The organism is Rubripirellula amarantea (genome assembly GCF_007859865.1).
GTDB classification, from domain to species: domain Bacteria; phylum Planctomycetota; class Planctomycetia; order Pirellulales; family Pirellulaceae; genus Rubripirellula; species Rubripirellula amarantea.
The window spans coordinates 378,812-402,731 of record NZ_SJPI01000002.1; the positions used below are offsets into that span (position 1 = coordinate 378,812).

Here is a 23,920-nt window from a genome sequence, read left to right on the forward strand (position 1 = left end):
CCGGTGTTTACACCTTTGGTGTGCAGTCCTCGGGTGGATTCGAGTTTTCGATCAACGGATTCACCGGATCGGCGGACACTGAACTTGCCTACGAAGATCAGGTCTACGCTATTGATTTTCCCGCGGCCGGTGACTACGACCTGGATATCTTCGCTTACACCGAAGACTCATCGTTCTACTTCAGCATGTACTTAGCGGAAGGTGAGTACACGGAGATTGACTACAACGAATTCACGATCATTGGGCTACTTGAAAACGCATCAGGCCCCGACGTCGTTCGCGTCAACCGACTCGATGCGATCCCCACGGATGACACCGGCACTTCGTTTGATCTGTTGTTTCCCGTGCAAACCGAAGTGGGCGGTTATGAACTACTCGTCAGCGCGATTACCGATCCGTACTACAACTATTTCGATATCAACGACGACGGGATTGTTAATTCCTTCTACTCGTTTTTGGTGCCGATCACGGTTGAACCCAAAGCCCTGACCATTCTTTCGCATGAACCCCAAGGAGTGATCACCGGGGCATTGCAACAAATCGACATTGAATTCAATACGCCCATTGCTCACGGTTCATTCTCGACCGCTGACGTTTCGATCACGGGCCCGTCGGGTTCGTTGCAGCCGACTAGCATCACGAAGCTCAGCGATACGCGTTATCGCATCAACGTGCCACGAGTCACCGAGGGTGGGGACTACGATATCACGATCGGGCCCAACATCACCGACTTGGCTGGCACGCCGCTGAACTTGGACGGTGATGCGAATGCGGGTGAAGCGGATGACGATGTTTATTCGACTAGGCTGACGCTCGGCAATGATTCCGTCGGGCCGCAAGTGACGAATATGACGCCCACGGGACTGGTTGCAGCGCCGGTGTCGTATGTGGACGTGACGTTTAGTGAAGCGATCTTGGCATCCTCGTTCACCCCGGATGACATTGTTGCCAGTGGTCCGTTTGGCCCCTTCGACATTGATTCCATCACCAACATGGGCAACCAAACCTATCGGTTGGAGTTCTCCCTGATCAACTTGCCGGAAGAGTTCACGTTTTCGATTGGCCCAAACATCACCGACCTTGCCGGTAACTTGATGGATCAAGACGGTGACGAGAATCCTGGCGAAGCAACCGACGATGTATTCACCGCGTCGTTCACCGTTGACGCCAGCGGTCCATCGGTGATCAGCGTCACGCCGGGATCATCCTCGGAACCGTTCTCGTTCTTCGACATTGAATTCGACGAAGACTTGAACTTGAACTCCGCCAGCACGGTCGACTTCACGATCAACGGACCCACTGGTGTCGTCAGCATCACGGAAGTGGAACCGCTGAACGATCGTGAGATCCGCATCAGTTTCGACTCGCAAATTACGCCTGGCGATTACCAAGTGACCGTGGGGCCCGCGATCACCGATCTGGTGGGCAATCCAATGATCGCTTCGTTTCAAACGACCGTTGCGATCGCGGGAACGGCGCCGTACGTGACCAGTTCGTCACCCTCGGGCGTGTCCGCTCCGCCGCTAGAATTTGTCACCGTCACATTCAGCGAAACCATCAACTACGAAACGTTTTCGCCAAGCACGGTTTCGATCGTTGGCCCCAGTGGCGCCGTACCCGTCACCACGATCAGCCAAGAGACCGACCGTCGCTACCGCATCAACTTCGATGCGCAAACCGAGGCGGGCGACTATGTCCTGACCATCGACCCGTCGGTGAGTGACATTGGGGGAACGCCGCTCAATCAAGACCGTGATGCGACGCCGGGCGAGGCGATCGAAGACGCGTACGTTCGCACTTTCACCTTAGACAATGGTGGTCCCCGACTGATCAACTTCGAGCCGATGGCTCCTAATTCGGGTTTCTCGCAAATTGAAGTTGAGTTTGACGAGCCGGTTAACAGCAGCACCGTGACATCGGCTGACATCCAATTTTCCGGGCCCGATGGTCCGATCAACGTATTCGCAGCCCAGGCTCTCAGCAGCACTCGGTTCCGTTTTCGGTTTGACTTTCAATCGACGCCCGGGGCCTACTCGTTCGTCGTCGGTCCCAATATCGAAGATACTTCCGGCAACTTGATGGATCAGGACGGTGACGGAACCGGAGGCGAAGCGGGCGACGATCGATTCACCGGAATGTTCACGCTGGATACACCTGACCTGCAAATTGATGAATTCACCGCTCCGGCTACAGCGGGAAATGGCGAAACCATCACAGTCGAATGGACCGGGGTGAACTCCGGTGCATTGGTTGAAACGACATGGACCGATCAGGTGATCTTGTCGTCGGATTCGGTGTTCGGAAACGCCGACGACATTGTGCTGGCTTCGGTTCAAATCACCGACGACTTGAATCTGGGTGAAACCTACGATCGTTCGGCCGACGTCGAGATTCCCTACGGCATCGTGGGCAGTTATACGTTGTTCGTGGTTTCGGACGCGTACAACCAAGTCTTCGAATTCAACGAAGACAACAATTCAGAATCGCAACCCTTTGCCGTCACCTTTGTGACCAGTCCGGTGGATTTGGTTGTTGAGCAAATTGTGGTTCCCGACACGATGGGGCGTGGTGCTTCGTACGACATTAGCTACAAGGTTCGGAACGTCGGAACCGCGCCGACTCCCGTCAGCAGTTGGACTGACCGAATCTACATTAGCCTTGATGGTGAGTTCGGAGGTGGCGACGTCTTGGTGGGAACCTTCACGCGTGGTGGAGTGCTGGGCGCCGGCGATGCCTATACCGCGAGCCAGAGAATTACGATCCCGAGTTCGCTTGCGGATGATGACTACCAACTGCTAGTGGTGGTCGATGCGACCAACCGTGTCGTTGAACCAGTGGCCGAAGATAACAATACCGGCGTTAGTTCCGAGTTTTCGATCACTGCGTTTCCGCTGCCCGATTTGGTGACCACGGTGGTTACGGTCAACAACCCGGGTTCGGCCGTTAGCGGTGGTGTATTGACGGTGGATTACACGATCACGAATAACGGAACGCTTAGCGTATCGGATTCGTGGACCGACTCGATTTATTTATCGACTAACGCCGTGTTTGATTCTTCCGATGTGTTGCTGCAGACCGTCAACGAATCCTTGTCGCTCGGAATTGGGGAAGACTACGACCGATCCGTATCGGTGAACCTTGCCGACGGAATTTCTGGTCCGTACTACATCATCGTTGTTCCGGATTCGAATAACGACGTTTCGGAAGGTGATGGTGAACCCGCGGGTCCGTTAGGTTCTGCTGAGTTTACCGTTACCTCGTTTCCTTACGCCGATTTGACGGTCACCAATGTGATCGGACAAGATTTGTTGGTCGGGAACCCAGTCGAACTAACCGTCACCTGGACCGTCCAAAACGTGGGTCAGGGTGCCGGTCGAACGAACCAATGGTTTGACTCGATCATCTTGTCTAGGGACAGCATCCTGGGCAATTCCGACGATCGCGAGCTGGGAAGATTTTCTCGCTCGATCGGTTTAGGCGCCGGAGCCACTTACACGCGAACCGAAATTGTCCCGGTCGCTGCGGGCACGAGCGGGCGGTTCACGTTGTTTGTGAACACGGACGTCGACGACCAGGTGTTCGAAGTTGGCACAGCAACCAATTCTGCTTCGCCAACTTCCGAGGTCGTCATTGCGCCGCGTGAGTATTCGGACCTGTTCATCGACAGCGTCACGACTGAGTCCGAAGCGGGTGGTCTCGATACGATCGCGGTGAACTGGACCGTTAGCAACGTCGGCATCGCGACGACTGACAAAACAAGTTGGTCCGACCGCGTTTACTTGGCGGATAATCCGGAAGGCACCACCGGACGTGTGCTCCTGGGATCGTTCAGCCGTTTTGGTGCGCTGCCGGTTGGCGGATCTTACGACCGCACGGGGTTGGTCCAGATCCCGCGGACCGCCGACGGTACGAAGTACATCGTGGTCGAAACGAGCGGTCCGTATGAGTTCCTGTACAACGAAAACGGTAACCGAAAAGTTTCGGCACCGATTGAACTAACGGGCCTTCCGCCGTTGGACATCGACCTGGAAGTGACCAGCGTCACGTCGCCAACAGCAGCTCAGGATTCTCGCAGTATTGAAGTGAGCTGGACCGTTGAGAACGTGGGCGTCGATCCGGCCGAGGGAAGCTGGATTGACTATGTCTATCTGTCGCCCGTTGGGTCGCCAGGAACTCGCATCACCCTTGGCAGTTTTAGCCGCATCGATCCACTGGCGCCCGGCCAATCTTATACCCGAACCGAACTGGTGCAGTTGCCCGGCGTCCTGGGCGGTTACGTGGTCAGTGTGAAGACCGACAACGGTCGTCGAATCGGTGAGACGGATGAATCGGACGAGTCCAATGTTGGCAGCGCAGCACCGATCACGATTTCGGCTCAACCGCGACCTGATTTGCAAGTCCGACAAAATCCGCTCGTTCCGACGGCAACTTCGGTGACTGCCGGAACGGTGATCGACGTCAGTTGGATCGTGGAAAACTTTGGCGCCGTTGAGACGCCAACGGGCGGATCACGATGGTCCGATCGTGTGTACTTATCACTCAACGATAACATCCTCGGCGGCGGCGACATTGCGTTGACTCCGCTCGGTACCTCAAGCACCTATGTCAACAATGGATCAAAGCTTGGCGTCGGCGAAACGTACACGTCAACATTCGCGTTCGAGTTACCGCGCGGGGCCGCCGGTGCCAACGCGTTCATCATCGTCAAGACAGATGATCGCAACCAGGTTTCCGAAGCCCCTAACAATTCGCTTCCTGGCGAACAAAACAATACGCTGGCGATTCCGATCAGCATTGACGCCATTCCAGTTCCCCCGCCTGACTTGGTGACCTCCAACGTTGTCGCGCCAGTGGAATCGTTTGACGATTCGCCAGTGGTGATTCGATACCGCGTGACCAACCAAGGTGTCGGTGTCACGATTCCCAATTCTTGGACTGACCAAATTTGGCTCACCCGCGATGTCGACCGGCCCAACAGTGCGCGGGGCGATCGGTTGCTCAAGAGCGTGACGCATCGAGGCGAATTGGAAGTCGGTGAGTTTTACGAAAACGTAGTCACCGTCAATTTGCCTGCGTTCACCGAAGGCCAATTCTACATCACGGTCTTCAGTGACCCGTACAACCGTGTCTTCGAAAATCAATTCGCGACCAATCTGAATCCCGATGCCCCCAACGACATCGACGGCAATAATTTCAAAGCGACACCGATCACGGTACTTCTGACTCCACCGGCCGACCTGCAGGTTACCGATGTCACGGCGGACTCCGTCGCGACCGGTGGCGAGCAGGTCACGGTGTCGTGGCGAGTTGAAAACCGCGGGACGGCGCCAACGGACCGAGAGCGATGGGCGGATGCGATCTACATTTCCGACGACGAGTTCCTGGATAATGGCGACACGCTTGTGTTTGCGTTACCACACGATGGAGCAATCGACGTTGGTGAAGATTACGACGAAACTGCGACATTCACATTGCCTCCTTCGGCATCGGGTAGCTATTTCCTTGTTCGCACCAACTTGGATCCTAGAGTTGCAATCACGAGCGAACCATCGTTGTTGGAAGAAGTGGAGGCCGTTTTAAAGCGAGTTGAGGCTGCTACCGGAAAACCGCTGCTCGAAGTTTCTCTGGCTGATTTGAACCAGTTTACCGCTAGTGAACTTCGCGCTATTCTTGCCGGTCCGACTAACGTCCTTGAGACTGTGTTTGAAGGTCCTTTCACCGATAACAACGTCGGGGCTGCCGCATCGACGATCACGGACGCGTACATTGATTTGCGAGTAACGTCGCTGGCCGTCGACCCTGGTGCGACGTTCAGTGGCGAGAATGTATCGGTGACCTACACGGTCACGAACGAGGGCACTGAAGCAACACACAAGAGTACGTTGTTGTGGGAAGATAAGATTTACGTCTCATCTTCGCCAACCTTCAATGTTTCGACGTCCAAGCTTGCCACTCGCGTGACTTACCAAACCGGTGGCAATCCATTGCAACCGGGGGCGTCGTATACCCGAACCGTTAACGTTCCGATGCCAATCGGTGGCGACGACGTGTTCTATGTTCACGTGCTGACTGACTTAAGTGTTGGGCGTTATGGGCCGTCGCTTAGCAGTCCAGGCGAAGGGTCGTTCCCTAAGTGGCCCGAAGCGTACGAGCGAACGAATTGGGAACGTCGTGATAAGTCGAATAACATTTCCGACGGAGTGCCGGTTGATGTCACCTATCGCGAAGCGGACCTCGAAATTTCAAACTTGGAAGTCGATTCGCCGGTCGATTCCGGTGGACTGACAACGGTTCAGTTCCGAGTGACCAACAACGGTACTCGGGCGACCCGCGAAGGGATCTGGAACGACGTCGTCTATATTTCGACCGATCCGTCGTTGGACCCTTACGATTTGCCGATTGCGAGTTTGCGACACAGCGGCGTGCTGTCGGTCGGCCAGTTCTATGACGTTAACGAACAGGTCTTATTACCCGAAAACATTAACGGCACGTTCTATATTTTGGTTGCCACCGACTCGGTATTCACCGAAAATTACAATCAACGCAGCGGATGGGCACTGCCGTATCCTGCTGCAACTGGATGGCCGCGGATCAGTCAGAATTCGACAATGGGGCGGATTGCAGAATTTGACGACGAAATCGACAACGTGGTTTCGACTTCGATCGTAGTGAACCTGGCTGAGCGTCCCAATTTAAAGGTGACGCAGATTGATGTGCCGGATCGTTTAGAAACGGGACAAGGGATTCCGATTTCGTTTGACTTGTCCAACATCGGCGGCGGCGACGTTCCGTCACGTCAATTGCCGTTCGACGTTCAGGTTTACCTGTCACGTGACAATACACTCGACCCGCGAAGCGACCGCCTGCTGGCGACCGTAGGATACGATTCGGTGATCGAGTCCGGCGGCGTTGTTACGTCGGACCTAACCGCACGAATGCCGTCGGGAATTACGGGCCCGTACTATGTGATTACCGTTATTGATCCAGTTCGGGGCAACCGTCCACTCGGCCAAGTGATCGAGTCGAATGAGGCCGATAACCGTAGCGTTAGTGTCGACCCGATCTTGATCGAATTGCCACCGCCCACGGATTTGGTCATTGACTCCCTAACGTTTGACAAAACCACGGTTGGTAACAACGGTGTTGTCACGATTAGTTACGTCGTTCGCAACGCCGGGGATACGCCGGCAACTGGCATTTGGGACGATGCATTCTATCTTTCCCGAGACGCGATTTATACCTATGACGATCGGCTGATTACTCAAACCGGGATGCTATCGGAAACACCATCACGGACGCTTGCGCCCGGGGGCACCTATTCCGGCAGTGTCACTGTCTCGCTGCCTGCAACGCTACCCGGTCCGTACAACGTGATCGGCCGAGTCGATGTGTTCGACGACATCTTCGAAGGTCCATTGCGGCTTAACAACGACTTCGCGTCAGCCAACCAGATCGAGATTTCGACGCCCCAATTGTTGTTAGACGTCCCGACGTCGACTTCATTGGACGTTGGCAACACTCTGGTGTACTCGATCGATGTTCCCGCTGGTGAAACGCTGCAGATCACTGCCGATAGCGAGGATGCTTCGCTAGAGATGTATGCAGCTTACGAACGTGTTCCCTATTCAGGTGACTTTGACGCTGCATTTGAAGGCGCGCTGGGTGGTTCGCAGCGAGCATTGGTGCCGCGGACCCAGAGCGGACGTTATTACATCCTGATTCGAGGAACGGCCCGGAACCCGATCGAACTCAACGCAACGCTGTTGCCTTTGCAGATCACGTCGGTCACACCAGACCGCCTTGGTGACGCTTCCTATGCGACCGTCGAAGTGCGAGGCGCCGACTTTGATCCATTGGCGACCTTGAAGTTGGTGCGTCCCCAATTCGATGAACACATTCCGGTCGATTACCTCATCGTCGATGCCACTCGAATTGTGGCCGTGTTTGATTTGAGCGAAGCCGAGCTTGGACTCTACGACGTTGTCGTCACGAATCCGGATGGCAAGGCGGCGATCGTGCCGCATCGCTTGTTGGTGGAACCGGCGTCCGAGCTGGATACCGACGTTGGAATGGGCGGGCCAAATTTGATCGGACTGGGTGAATCGGGAATCTACAACGTCACGGCTGCTTCGTTGACCAATATCGACACGCCTTACGTGCATTGGTCGATCAACGTGCCGCGGATCAAGAATCCCGATCCAGCGTTGATTCCCGGCGAGGCCTTGCGCGTCACATCGAACTTGGGCATAGACGCTGGTGAAGACGCTACCGGACAAAGCATCGATACGCTTTTGAACATCGACGGAATCTATGCCGGCGGTGCGTTCATCTTTGATTTGCCAGCCGCTGCGATCGCTTCGACGAGTTTCCAGGTGGAGGTTTATCCCGAGCTTCCCGCGTTGTTGGAAGAGGATCCGAACTTCCTGAAGGACCTATTGCCGGGGCAAATCGAACAGCTTTCGTTCGACTTCTTCGTGCATTCGTCCGTGACTCCGATGTCGGCCGAGGACTACATCGCGTATCAAACCCAGATCGCAATCGATGCTCGCAATCGCTTGCTCGCATTCGATCCGCCACTCACGGATCCGCCGGAGTACACCGAGGCGTTCCTGCAGGCGATCGACAACGCGACGACCGATGAAGCGACTTGGGTTGCCACCTACTTGACGGCACTGGCGGAAACCGGGTTGCTGCGAGCCGAAGATGTTCCTCCGCAAGCGACTACGGACAGACGTTTGGTTGGACATCTTGTCAGTCTTTATCACTCGTTCGAAACCGGTGCGTTCGCCAACATCTTCGATGCAGCGCAAAGTAACGGCAGCGTGACTGAGCAAGAAGCATTGGCAACAAGCGTTGTCAAGCTCATCCGTGAGTTGGCCGGCGAAACTCCCGATGCCTACGGTGGGAGGGATGTCCCTGCGGATTCCATGTTTGATTTGGGCAGTCGTTTAGGAACTCGGCAAATCGCGTTTGAGATCCGCGCGGGTGTTCCCGAGGAAGTCTTCGGTGTGCTCGAAGTGGATGCTCCCGATTTTGATCGCTTCTTTGTCGGTACCGGAACCAGCAACGAAACAGCGACTCTCTTGGGACCGACCGGTTTTGGCGAGCAGAATTTCTTGCCTTCCAATACGATGCTGCCGTTCGAGATCACTGTTGATCAACCGATCAGCAGTGGTGAAGCGGTGCGCGAGTTACGCATCGTTCAGCAAATTGATCCATCGCTTGACGTGCGAACGTTCCAGCTAAGTGATTTTACACTCGGCGATTTGAAGATTGATGTTCCGGCCGGACGTGCCGCGTATTCGGGCGAACTTGATTTCACGGCAGCGGGCGGGTTCATTTTGCAGGTGGCCGCCGGTGTCGACGTCAATACTCGGACGGCAACATGGCTGTTGCGAGCGATCGATCCTGAAACGGGATTGTTGATCGAAGACATCAATCGTGGATTCCTGCGACCGGGTCAAACCGCGTCGGTTGGCTATTGGATGTTGACCGATCGAGATGTCGACAGTGGCACTCTGCTTGAAACGAGCGCGCGAGTGTTCGTGGGTCAGACCGATCCGATTGACACTCGAGTCGTTCAGGCAACGTTTGACACCATCGCACCAACGACGACCTTCACGGTCACGCCACTATCGGCGACTCAAACGCAAGTCTCGTGGTCTGCCACGGACGACGTAGGTGGTTCCGGTGTTGCCGACCACAGCGTCTATGTGTCGCGTGATGGGGGATCGTTCTTGGCGATCGAACGCCGTACATCAGAAACGCAACTAGTGTTTGAATCGGATCCCGGTGAATCGCTGGTCTTCATCGTGCTGTCGTCCGACTTGGCGGGGAACGTCGAACGGGCTCCCGCTGGCGTTTATGTTCCCGCCTACAACCCGTCGATCAATCTCGGATCACCACCCGAGGTCTCGTCGACAAACGAGCAGCCCTTGCCGGCACCCACACCGCCGTCGGACACTCCCGGTAGTTTGGTGTTCGTCGCGTTGAAAGATCAAATCGCGAGTTCGCGAACTCCTTTGCGGCCGAGTCAGTTCGAAACGTTCTACGAACCGTTTGTCGCCGAAGCTTTGGTGACCGGATTCGCCGACTCGGGAGCGGGAATTGGACCGCTTGGTGTGGTCGTCGATCCGTCGGGCAATTCGATTTGGGTGACTGGCGGTGCTGGTCGCAACGAGTTGTACCAGTTTGATGTTCGCGGCGGCACGTTAACGGATGCGCTGAAACGGTTCACGTTGTCGACACCGGTCTACGACATCGCCTTCACCGGTGATGGAACCTTATGGGCAACCACGGGCGGTGGTCAGTTAATCTCGATCGATAAGTCAACAGGTGCGATCACGCGAAGCGTCCCGGTTACTGCGACGCTAGGTTTAGAAGTGTCGCCTGATGGATCAAAGCTGTACTTTGCGACTCACGACGGCATCAATGTCTTTGACACCGTCGCCGGCACCACGTCAACGTTCACTGGCGTTCGCGTTGATGGAATGCGATTCGACAACGAAGGTCGTTTGTGGGCGACTCGTTGGCCGGGTGGTGGCGAAGTGCTGCGATTCAGCAACCGCGGTATCGTGGTCGAAACGATCGTTTTGGACACCCCCGCCGAAGACATCGTCTTTGGACCCGCTGGAACTTCGCTTGATGGACTGATGATTGTCAGTACCGAAGCAAGCGTTGAGGGTGAACCGGGCGACTTGATCGCGATTGACCTGGCGTCACGCCAGCAAACGCCGATGGCTGTCGATGGCGCCCGAGGCGAGTTCCTGGCTGTGCATCCCGACGGTCGGTTGTTCCTCACTCAAACCGGCCAAATAGATTCGCTTGCTCCCACCGCGGTTCCGTTGGTGGTGGGAAGTAGCCCCGTGGACGGTGGAGTCGCCGCGCCCGCGACTCGTCGATCAACCATTACGTTTAACGTCGACATGGCGGTTGGTGACGGAGGCGTTGATGATCCTGCTAGCTATCGTTTGATCGACACATCCAATGGCCAAAACATTCCTATCGGATCGGCAACTTACGATGTCACTCGCCGTCGCGTGACGCTGGTCCATTCGCCGCTTTCAACGGGAAGCTTTGAGCTTTCGATCGTTGGACAACTTAAGAGCGTCGATGGTGATTCGTTGGGAGCGCCTTTTGACGCGGACTTTGGTGTGCTCGCGGACCTAACGACATCGACCGATTTGGTCGTTACTCGCACGCAACTCAATCGCGTCGATGGATTGGTTCTGTTTGAAGCCACGGTCACGAACATGTCGCCAACCGCTTTGGCGGGTGATGTCCGATTGATGCTGGACGGACTAACCACGTCCGGCAACGCTCGTCTCATTGACGCAGCGGCCGGTGATCCCGAGGCGATTGCTTTCGACTTGGGCGGCGGAACGTTGGCGGTGGGCGCGTCGATCACGCGAACGATTGCGATCGCGAACCCGCTCAACGAGGATCTCTCGTTTAGAACTCGATTGTTAGCCAGTGCACTAGAGAACGAGCGACCGGAAATCACATCCGTAGCACCGACCAACGCATCACTGGGTGTAACGCTGACATACGATGTTATCGCGACGGACGCAGACGGCCCGACTCCGGCCGTATTCCTGGTTGAAGGCCCCGCGGGCGCTTCGATTTCGCCGGGGACTTCACAACTGGTTTGGAACACGTCCAATGCTTCGGCTTCGGAAAGTTTCCGAATTCGCGCCGTGGATTCCTTGGGTGGTTTTGTCGAGCAGGTATTCACGGTCAACGTCGCCGGTGGGAACGCTCGGCCGGTGATTGTTGCAACCGATGACGTCCGATTGGTCGAAGGCGATCTGTTGGAACTACCGATCGCTGCCTTTGATACCGATGGCGATGCAGTAACCCTGTCTGTCCAGAACCTGCCACCGGGTGCGTACTTTGATGGCGATCGTAGCGTGCTGGTTTGGCAAACGACTTCGGAATCGTCAGGGCGTTATCGCAATGTGCGGATCATGGCTGACGATGGCACGTCGGCATCGACGATGGACATTGAAATCGTGGTTCTCAACAAGAACCAATCGCCAGTCATATCTAGTCTGGTGGATCGCAGTGTTCGCGAAGGCGACAAGTTGTCGTTTACCCTTAGTGCGAGTGATCCCGAGGGCGATTCGCTGCGTTACTCGGCGGTCGCGTTGCCAATCGGTGCCACCATTAATCCCGTCACCGGTCGTTTTGAATGGACACCGCGTTTCAATCAACACGGAACCTACGGGTTGAAGTTCCAGGTGTCCGATGGTGAATTGACGGCGACGACCTCGCTGACAATCGTGGTCGACAACGTGAACGGTCCAGTCACAATCGCTGACATTCCTCGCCGCGTGATCTATGAAGGACAACCACTAGAGATCTATATCGACGCGGTGGATCCTGATAATCCTTACGCGCCACCGACGCTCGCACCCGATGGAACGTTTGACGTCGCGGGCTTCGATGCGCCTCCGATCAATTTCACGCTAACTGATTTTCCAATTGATGCCGAGTTCATCAGCGAGGCTCAATTGATTCGCTGGACGCCATCGTTCGATGCCGCTGGGCGCTACGAAATCGGCATCACCGTGATGGATGATGGGGATGGCAACTTCGGAGCAACAAGTGCAACGCGAACGTTGATCATTGACGTGCTCGACGTGAACTCGCCGCCCGTCGTAACGCCGATCGCTTTCCAGAATGTCAATGGTGACGAGTCGCTTGTGATTCCGATCGAAGCAATTGATCCCGAAGGCAATCCGGTAGCGATCTCGGCTGGATATGCAGACTTGATCGTGGGACAACTTTCACCGCTGCCCGATTTCATGTCGATTGTCGACAACGGTGACGGAACCGCATCACTGACGGTCACACCGTCGCTCACCGATCGAGGTGACTATGCGATCACAATCCAGGCGACTGACGACGGCAACGGAAACAGTGCCAACATCGCCACGGGCGAGTACACGTTCAATGTCTCGGTGGATGTCGTGAACGCGCCGCCGGTTCTCACCCCCATTCCCAACCTTGTCGCCGTCGTGGGGCAACCGCTTAGCTTTACGATCGACGTCGATGACTTAGATCAAGATCCGTTGTTGTTCGATCACGTGGGCTTGCCAGCCGGAGCAAGCTTGGTGGCCAGTCCACGGTATGGCGAAGCGATCTTGTCGTGGACTCCGACGGCTGGTGATGTGGGGGAACACCCGGTTGAAATCGTGGTGAGTGATAGCGGTAACCTGGGTCAGACCTTGCCGTTGGAAGATCGTCAAAATATCACGATCGCGGTGCGTGCTTCGAACACGGCGCCTAGTCTTACCCCAATTGCAATTCCGTCGGTTGCCGAAGGCAATTCGTTGGCGTTCACGTTGGCCGCAAGTGATTCCGATGGTGACGATGTGTTCTTCACCGCCACCGGACTACCGGCCGGTGCGAAGCTGAATTCGATCACAGGTGAAGTGACCTATTCACCGGGATTCGAGTCAGCGGGGAACTACACCTTCACAGCAACGGCTTCGGATGGCAACGCGACTTCATCGAGCGAGTTTAGTTTCACCGTCACCCAAACGAATCGGCCGCCGAGCTTGAGCGTGATTCCACCGGTCGCGGGTTTTGAAGGAAGTGAGATCGTTGTTTCGATCGCAGCTTTTGACCTCGACGGGGGAACGCCGATCGTGACGATTCCTGGTCTGCCCGACGGAGCGTTCTTGGAAACCTCTCAAAGTGGTTTGATCAGTCTTCGCTGGCCCACTGACTTTGGTGACGCTGGACAATACGACTTAACCGTGGTGGCAACCGACGCCAGCGGACTATCCGCGTCCACACCGTTGACGATCAACGTTTCACCCATCAATCAACGGCCCGTCATTTCGCCAACCGGTGGACGTGTCGCTGTGGTGGGCGAAGAACTACGTGTCGCGATCGTTGTCACGGACGCTGATAACGATGGGCTCACATTCATCCCTCGCAATCTTCCCGCCGGCGCGGTGCTCAATCCCACCAACGGAGTTTTCCGCTGGACTCCAAGTTCGCTTGACCTGGGCGAATACAACGTCGTTGTCGAAGTGTCCGATGGTTCGGTGACTCAGCTTGAAGTGCTTCGCATTGTGGTGGCCGATGCGCCCATTGAACCCGCGGTTCGCGTCGAATTGACGCCAAGCTTCCCGGCCCTGCCCGGTCAAACGGTTACCCTGCAACCGGTCGGTTCCGGCATCGCGCCTATCGAGTCGGTCTCGGTATCGGTGCGTGGAAATGTGTTGCCCCTTGATGCCCTCGGTCGAGCCACGTTCACGCCGACGCGTCCGGGACGCTACGAAGTCGTGGCGACTGCAACTGACGTTCAAGGAATCGTCGGGACATCAGTCACCGCCGTGTTGGTGCGAGATCCTGCTGACGTTGCCCCACCAAACGTGGGTATCAACTTGGCACCTGCGACGACGGTGCAAGTAGGCAAGGCGATCGAGATCAATGTGCAAGATCGCAACCTAGATACGTGGACACTGACGCTACGTAATTTGCGCGGTGGTGAAGCCCGGACAATCGCGACCGGAACGTCCACCGGCAGCAACATGGTTGCGACGAATCTTGATGCTGCGAATCTTTCCGACGGCGTTTACGAGCTCGTGTTATCGGCGACCGACATTAGCGGTCGAACGTCGACGACCAGCGAGACATTCCAGGTTCGCGCCACCAGCAATACCGGTGTCTACGTGCAAACCGCCATCGACCGGTCACTTGACTTCGGCGACATTCAAGTACCGCTGACGCTTCGATACCGAAGCAGCGATGCGGGGATCGACACGGGACTGGGCGATGGTTGGTCGTGGGCTGCCGTTAACGCATCGCCAATCACCCTGACCGATGTTCCTGAGGGTGGCGACGATGAGGCATTGCGAGACGGCAGTTTCTTGCACCTGGTTGCACCCGATGGAACGGATGTGGTCTATCGCTTCGGACCTCAACGTTTGGCCGGGACCTCGGGCGCGGGAAGTGTTTATGTTCCGGGCTGGACCGCGTTTGGAACGTCCGATTGGACGCTTGCCACTGACGATGTCACTTTGCAAGAAGCCGACGGTTCGTTCTATCGAGTCGCCGATGGTCTGCCTTACCAACCCGAGCTAATTCAATTGACTGATGCTCTCGGTCAAACGTATCACTACAACAGCCAAGGTGATCTGACAAAGGTGACATCGGGCGTATCAACGATCGATTGGTACGGCGGCGAAGCGATCGCGGATAACGGTTCTCGCCTGACGATTCGTCGCAACGACGACGGACGAATTACCAGTTTGACGGGATTGAGCGGTGTGGCGACTCGTCTTAGATACGACGGTGATCTGCTTAGCAGTTTGACCGATGGCAGTGATCGTGCGTTGTTCTCGTACTCGGCCGGAAGGTTGACCCAGGCATTGTCCAGTCAAGCCGGACAAAGCGTCGGTGTTAGCTACAACGAAGATGGATCACTCAATTCGACCGTTTCGATTGATGAATTCCTCGGCGGGCTTCGCGACGCCGCGGCATCGACGGTCACCGGCTCGCTTGGTTCTGGGGAAAGCTCGTCCATTGCCTTCGCTTTGACCGCGGAGGAACTGACGACGGGAAACAATGGCGTCGCACTCGTTGGCATTTCGGTTACCGGAAGCGGTGGCTTTGATCCAGCCGTACCCACGATTGACGGTTTGGCAGGAACGTCGGTGCAAGTTCGATCCGGTTTCGCATCGGCGCTATTCCCCGTTTCAGCAAGTGGCGGAGTCGCGGCCGCGATCGCGGGTGCTGGTGCTTCGACCGGCAACTATTCCGTCGACGTTTACATTGCGGGTGACCTCGATGGCGACGGTGACGTCGATGGAATTGATCGCAGCAACATTACGGCTCAGTTTGGTTTGGTGCCCGGCGATGGTGGGTACAACCCGGCCGCCGATGTGAATCGCGATGGCGTGATTGATAGTACCGACGTCGAACTGCAAGCGATCAATTTTGGCTTCGTTGCTGATCTATCACCGGTTGCGACTGACGGTTCCGGTATCACGCTGCCGGGCCTGCCGGTTGATATTGATCTTTCCGAAAACGCAATCGACCCTGAAGGATCACCGCTCGACTTCCAAGTCGTGTCGACCACCGGCGGCACCGCGCGACTGCTTGCCGATGGCCGCACCGTTCGCTTCACTCCAAGTTCCGCAGCGGGCGGATTGATCGAGTTCACCGCGTCAGACCTAGTCGGTCAATCCAATACGGCTCAGTTCACGATCGACATCGAGTCACGCACGGTTTCGTCGCTGCAAATCACAACGACCGACATTCAAATCGGTGTTGGCGGCGCAGCGTCGGTGGATGTCGATGCGGTGCTGGCAGACGGCACCACCTTCGATTTGCCAAACAGTGCTGTCACGTTCGATGTCACTGATTCGATCGCCGTGGTTACCCCAACGGGCACCGTTGGCGGTATCGCCCAAGGGAACGGCTTAATCACCGCAACCGCGTTCGGTCTGACGGCCGCCACCAGTTTGCGAGTCGGCGAAGATACCGAAAGAACCACGTTCGACATCTACCCGACCAACTATGCATTGGAACTGGGGCAAACTCGCCAGTTCTTTGTTCGCGAACGAAACGAAGACGGCAGTGTCACTGATCGAGCGAGCGACCCAGACACCTTCTACGTTATTGCCGATCCCACGATCGGAACGATCACCCAAGACGGTCTGTTCACGCCGATAGCGCTTGGGACAACGCAAGTCACCGTGATCCGCGAAGGCGTCAGCGAAGTGGCCGAGATCCTCATCGCCGCCCCGTCACTCGGCGCGACGACCGTTGGGGAAGAAGGCGGCCTCGTCGCCACCGACGACGGCTCGATCATCATCGGCATCGGCCCCGGCACCTTCGAAGATGCGACCACCGTGACGGTCACAGAGATCGCCGAGACTGCTTTCGTAAACGAGTTGCCAACTGGCTTCACCTTCAGCACTGGTTTCAGTCTGGATATCGGCGATGCGAATCCCGATGGCGGTCTTTCGCTGATCGCGCCAGCCGATGCGAGCCTGTCAGCCGGCGACCCGATGTTCATTTTCCGCGAGAGCCAACGTTTCAATTTTGAAACTCAAGAGTTTGAAACGGCGTGGCAATTGGTCGATTCGATGGTCGTCGGCATCGACGCAGTCGCCCGTAGTACATCGCCACCCAACCCAGCCATCAACGCCAGTGGATCGTTCGCGATGGCGCTGGGCGCGACGACGGGTTCGCTCTTCGGCTTGACCGTGGGCATGGCGCTTGATGCCACGATTCAAGCAGCACGCAGTCGCACGGTTTCGATCGACGTCGAACCGCAGAGTGGTCGGCCGTTCTTCTACTTGCCTGGGCAGTTTCTCGATGCGGCACTCCCAATCCCCGGACCCGACTATTCTGTGACGGTGACCAATTTTGAGTCGCCGCTTATCTTCAGCCGTACCGTATTTGACACCCAGTACTCAGCCGGTGGATCTCGAGAGCAGTTAGTGACAGTCTCGTCGCTACCGACATTCGAGAACGGTGCGACGGTGACATCGATCGCATACGCGGTCGAAGACATCGGCGGGGGCGTTTTTGCGCCCGTGCTGACCTTGGCGGGTGAGGGTTTTGAGCCTGATTCCGAACGAAATCAGGTTCTGTTCTTTGCCGATCAAAGCATCAGTCCGCTTGACGAGGACGATGCGCGGCTAAGGCCCTCGCAGGTTCTTTCTTCGACGCCGACTCAGCTGCGAATCGTCCCGCCCAAGGGGGTTGCGATCGGTGGTGCGTTCCTTCGCGTGGATGTGGAACGTGAGTTCTTGTCTGCGACGCCGGGCGGCGATATGGTTCGAGAACTTCGATTTGTTGACGGCGGGGTGGCTGAAGTTTTGCTTGAGTCGCCGTACTACAGCGCCGTGGTGAACCAGGGAGACAACACGGTCAGCTTAATCGACGTTCTGTTCTCGAGTGAGCAAACGAATATTCAACCCGAGTCGATCGCGAACTATCGTCGCGAGTTGATTGCCATTCGTGCTGGCCAGGCCACAGCACCGGGAACCGTTGCCGATTTCGACCAGCGTAGCCAACCGATTTTCACTCAGCCGATTGACTTGCTTCAGTCCGTGGTCGCGCAGATTCCGGTGGGCAGAAACCCATCTGACGTCGGTATCACACCCGATGGTTTGCGAGCTTATGTGACCAATACAGGTGAGGGTACAGTTTCGGTAATCGACTTGTTGACTCTGCAAGAAGTGGACCTGGATCCCGATCTGAGTGGGTTGCAGCGGATCGACACAGGGTTGTCTGGTGGCGGACCTGTCGGCTTACCGACATTCCAGCCTTACTACCTTGCGATTCACCCTACGCTACCGATCGGTGTGACGACGGATCGTAACAGCGGCACGATCGGATGGTTCTATACCGACACGCCACGACAAGGCGAGTTCATCCGACTGATCAATCTCGATCCGAGCAACGAATTGCTAGGTCGCATCGGAGGACGCGGAGCGATTCGATCGTTGACCGATGTCGAGTTCACCGACGATGGGCGTTACTTGTTAGTCAACACAACGGGTTCGTCATCGTGGTCGGGTGCTGACAATTCACCGACGGTGGGCGGAACGATCATCATTGATTTAGGCACGGACTTGGAATTCGTCTTTGGAGTCACGCGAGACTTGCCGGTGCGTCAAGAGAGCATCAACATCGTTTCGACAGGCTACAAACCGTTTGGCTTGAAGGACTTGGGCAACGGGCGAGTGGCGGCAGCGGTGCGAGGCGGCGAAGCGTATCGCGTGATCGACGCGCAGCGAGCCAACTTGCCGGTGCGTGTGCCGACCAACTTACGAAGCGACGAGGGTCAACTGCCCAGCGAGGTGTCCTTGAGCGCAGGCACCGCTGCAGCGTTTCGGTTCATTCAAAAGAACTTGTTCTCAATCGACTCGCCCGAGGACATCGCGCTTGCTCAGCCGCTGACCGAGCCGATTCCTATTTTGGGGACCGACATCGTCATTCGCGAACTCGCGTTTGTGTTGATGAATCAAACCTACAACGGCCCCGGTGCAATCGCTAGCTCGCCAGAGTTTGGTGGTGGAGGCAACATTGGCATCCTGGCCAATCCTCGCAGTGAGAACCCGGTCTTCATTGGTGCAACGCAGAAGATCCCCTATTCCTGGCCAGATCAGATCGACATTGGCCCTGACAATGATTCCATTCTGGCTTCGTTCAAGGGCATCAATCGCACTCTGGTTTACGATTACAGCGTACTCGTGGCGGGACTCCGAATCCTGGCGGTCAGCAACCCCGGTTCGCTGACTTTCCCGATCGAGCCAATTGAGAACTTGATCGCCAGTATCACGGATCCGCAATCGGACAATCGCCAGGCTTACCTACAGGCTGCGGCTGAAGCGAATCAAGATGGCCCGACCGATCCGTACAACCAAGAAGCCTACTTAAGAAATCGTCTGTATGTGCGTGATGGGAATATCTTTCGAGGGGCGATTCCCACTGGATCGTTACCGTCAGGGATTGACCCTGGGCCGACGATCCCGGCTGACATTGTCGGTTTGTACGGTTACGTTCGCCCCGGTTTGGATGATGATCGCAATGATCTGCTGGAATTGCACTACACCATTCTGGGTGAGAATGCGAAGCCGTTCACGATCGAGTTGTTCCGTTCCGCCGATGCAACAATCCAGCGTGATGGATTGGGACCAGTTCCCGATTTGTTCCGACAGGCATTCACGATTTCGAATCCTCGCGATCTCGTTGGCGGAACCAGTCATGTGGTCACCTTGCGGCTTGATCCGCTTGAAGGCGACGACGATCGCCCTTTCTTGATCGCGCACTTGGATGCATCAGACACGAATGACAAAGAGCGTAGCGAAGCAAACAACTTTATATCGCTCAAGCCGACGATCTTTGAGATGGTCGCGCGACACGATGGTGATGACGACGAGCGCGTATTTGGTCAATACATCGAGGGTGTTGAACTGCTCAATACATTCACCATTGATACGCGGCGCGTAGCCGATCCGATCGAGAGTGTGACTTGGTATGTCCTGCCTCAGGGTGCGACACCTGAAAACGCCAGCGAGGTATTCGCACAGTTGCTTATGACTCAGCAATCTCAACGGATCTGGGAAGTTACCTACGACGTCGGACTGTGGGTGGATGATCCGGACGTAGTCGTTCGCGTGGAATTGGTCGGTGGTGGCCAACGTGACGAGCGTTACACGTCGGTGACGATTCCAAGGCCCAATTGGTTGAGCGACTCCGAAGACGTTTCGTCGTTAATCGAGTTCAATCCAGGCACGGACCAATACGAGGTGGCACGGCATGAGGAACTGTACGGCGATTCGATTACGATTCCGTCAAACGTCCCGATCGTTGGCGGCGAGTCGTTGGGCTTTTCCGTTGGCGCAGCGGTTTCGTTGCACTTTGACTTGAAGGGTGTGACAAGCGATCAGCGCATCGGGCCATACTGGGATTCGAATGCGTTCGGTTACGATTTGCCGGTCCCCGCCAGCTTGGACCTGACTATTCCGACCTCTTTGGTCGATGGCACGTCCGCCACCGTGATTAACGGTGGATTGGCAGTGTTCGGATCTATTCTCGAAGTTGGCACGCTCGAAGACGGTCTCAACGCGACTCACCCCATCCGACCCGGCGGTGGTGGAATTCGGGCGGTGGCGCAAACGATTCGCGCCAATTCCGATAACCCGACCGATGGTTCTTCGCTCGATATTCTGAAGTCGGGAAGCAATAACATTCTGCGGCGCGGTCGCAGCAAGTTCGATGATACCGTCAACGCGGTAAAGAAGCCGTCGGTGGCGTCGTTCAATCAATTGACCAACGGCAACGTTGATCGCGGTTTCCGACCAGGTTCGTCGCCCAAAGTGCAAGACAATAGCAAGTTCTTTGGCTCCAAAGGGCCAAGTGGATTGCTCTCTCGCGCCGGCGAGGCTTCTCCGTTCGGCGACGCCTTCAAGTTCTTCAACGGCCTGACGGGAAAACGTCCCTCGAAGTTCAAAGCCGGACTGACCGCGCCGCGAACCGAGTTGTTGATCAGTCCGTTCGACGTCAAGAAGGATCTCACCCTGGGGCCAGGCGGAGGGCTTCAGCTTGATTTGACGCTGCCCGGCATTCAATTCACGTACCAATGGCGTCAGGTACTCGCTGGTGCTTTGTGGGGGCCTGTCCCCGTGACCGCAGGCGTGTTCACTCGCGTTGGTGCCAGCTTAGCGCCGCAGCTTTCGTACAAGTACACGGTCATTGGCGGAGTTCCCAAGGGTGAAGATGTTCGCGCGAAACTCGGCCTTGAATTCCAGTTTGTTTCGGGTGTGTTTGGTCAAGCTGCATTCGGGCTTTTGGGCAACGCCGAACTGGCCCTGACGGGTTCGATCCGCGGCGACATCTTCGAGTTCCCCGAACCTGCCGAAAGGACGAAGACAAACTTTACGATCAACGCGACGGGAACCCTGGATTTGCCGGGACCATTGGGTTCCATTCCGTTCCTCGATGAACCGATTGTGTCAGCGACGGACATCTTCGACAACGATTCGTATAACTTCGATGCGCTCCACAAACGATCGGCACCGATCTCCCCGACGCTGCGAACGGATGGAACGGAATCCATCGGCCCAGGTTTCTTTGCACCGGTTCAAACGACGCAAATCGATCAAGTCACACGCTTCGATGACCTGTGGATTGATCCGCTGGCACTGACGGCGATCGAAGACGAATTTCTGTACCTCGGTTCGTCCGGTGCTGGCATCGACTACGATTCCGCCATCGATGTGAGTGATACGACGGACGATGCAGCCTATGATTTGACGCGGTTTCATCAGTCGGGTAACGGGCGGTCAGGCGATGCCATCACGCTGACGCCAACCCACAGCAACATCCTGTGGTCCGTGGCTCTGATCGGGTCCAACGATCAAGTTTTGCGACGAGAAATCGGTACCGGCCCGCTAACCATCGACCTCGAATCGTTACCCGCAGGGTCCTACGCAGTCGTCGTGACAGGCGAAGCCGATGATCCCGCTGCGGTTGTGGTACCCGCCGGTGCATTCAACCTCAGCATCTCAGGACCACCGGTGGTCGGCCCTGACTTGGTTGCAGATTTGCATGACATCGAAGAATTTGTTTACGCCGATTCCAAAACGATCCTCACGTACACGATCACCAATGCTGGCACGACGCCTTCGTTGCCCACCTCTGCTCGCTTGGTTTCTTCTCGCGACACGCAGATCGACCTGAGTGATGCGTTGATCGGTTCACCTGCAAGTATCCCCGCGCTGGCACCCGGCGAGCGGCACACAATCACTGTGGTTGCGCAAATGCCATCGAAGGCTGGTCAAACCGCTGGCTTGGGCGTTTGGGTAGATCCGTTTGGACAGGTCCCTGATGCTGCTCGCGACAACAACACGAGCTTTCGTTTGACGGAAGTCGGGCTGATCGAAGATGCCGCCGAACCCAATGACTTTCCTCGTGATGCGAACAATTTGTTGTTGCCTCAGCCCGGCCAGACTTACAGCGACTTAACGCTCAGCCGGTTTGGCGACGATGACTTCTTCCGGTTTTACAACGATGGAAATTTTGATGCTGTTTTGGCCAGTGTGACTTCATCGGGAACGTCGCCCAGCTTGCAATTGATTTCACCTGCCGGCGAAGTTATTAGACAAGCGTCAGCCTCGGAGTCCGACCAAGCGGAGGTCACGCGGCTTGAGCTTTCCGATTTGGAGGTCGGGGAGTACCTGCTGCACGTCTACGGCGAAGTTCCTAGTGAGTACGAACTGCAGTTTGCTGGAGGCCGAAAAGCTACTGAGCCGATCTTCGCAGTTGGTCCGTTACCCGATGGAGCGAGGCTGTATCCCGACGCGGCATTCAACTTGCCCATGCAAGTGCAAAACTTCGGCACCGAATCGGACAACGTCACCGTGACGGCGACATTCATCATCGCGGGCCAGAGTCCGATCTATAGCACCGTCTCAATCGCACCGTTCGCAGCTCGAGAGGTTCGTGACTTCGTCATTCCGATCAGCGTGCCCGCTGAGGTTGCTGGCCAGGAATTCCAAGTCACGATCGCTGTCAGCTCAATCAACGATTTAGGCGACCAGGTCGGCACCGATCGTTCGTTCATGGCAAGCGGTTACCCTGTGGCCGATCCCCTAGAAGCAATCGAGCGGACATCCACGATCAACCAATTAGGCATCATCCAGGGAACAGGCCAAGTCACCGGAGCCGTCATCGATTCGAGTCTCGATTTCGACCTGTATTCGTTCGATGTAATCGCGGATCCCATCGCAGCAAGCTTCGTCGAACTAACGGGTACGGGCCTTGCGTCCGTCGTCATGGAGTTGTTCGATAACAACGGCGATGTGGTTGAACGCATCAGCAACGGTGATCCGCGAAAAATCTCGCTGGCCGGAAGACGCGCAGGAACCTACACGCTGCAAATCTCGCCGGTACTGTCGACTTTTGTTGCTCCCGTGAATTACTCGATCGCTTACGACATTCCCAGCGCGAGCGGAGCGAACTTGGTACCGCTCTCTCCCGCATTGCTGTCGCCCGTTGCTCGCCGCAGTGAATCCATCTTGTCGTCGATCCGTGTCCACAACAATGGCGACACCGCATCGACTGAAACGACCGCCAATGTGCTGTTCTCAGTTGACTCCGTGATCGATACCTCCACCGATACGGTGCTGGTGTCCGTCGACGTTCCCGTGATTTCAGCAGGCAGTTTTGTCGATGTGCCCGTCACGTTTACGATTCCCGCTAACGCAGCGACAGGCAAACAATTCTTGGCGGTTGTGGTCGACCCTGACTCTCTGGTCGCTGAATCAGCGGAAACGGACAACGTGTCGAGCACCAACGAGTTGATTGTCAGTCCTCCAGACGATCTGCTCGAACCCAACAACGAACTTGCGGATGCGATCGTCGTCCTAGGTGATCAGTCAGT

Annotated in this window: 1 pseudogene; it reads left to right on the forward strand. The window is 56.2% G+C overall.

The window, feature by feature from the left end:
* Positions 1–1,094: 1,094 nt before the first annotated feature.
* A pseudogene (locus Pla22_RS14905) lies at positions 1,095–23,816 on the forward strand (CARDB domain-containing protein); the annotation flags it as partial.
* Positions 23,817–23,920: the final 104 nt, after the last annotated feature.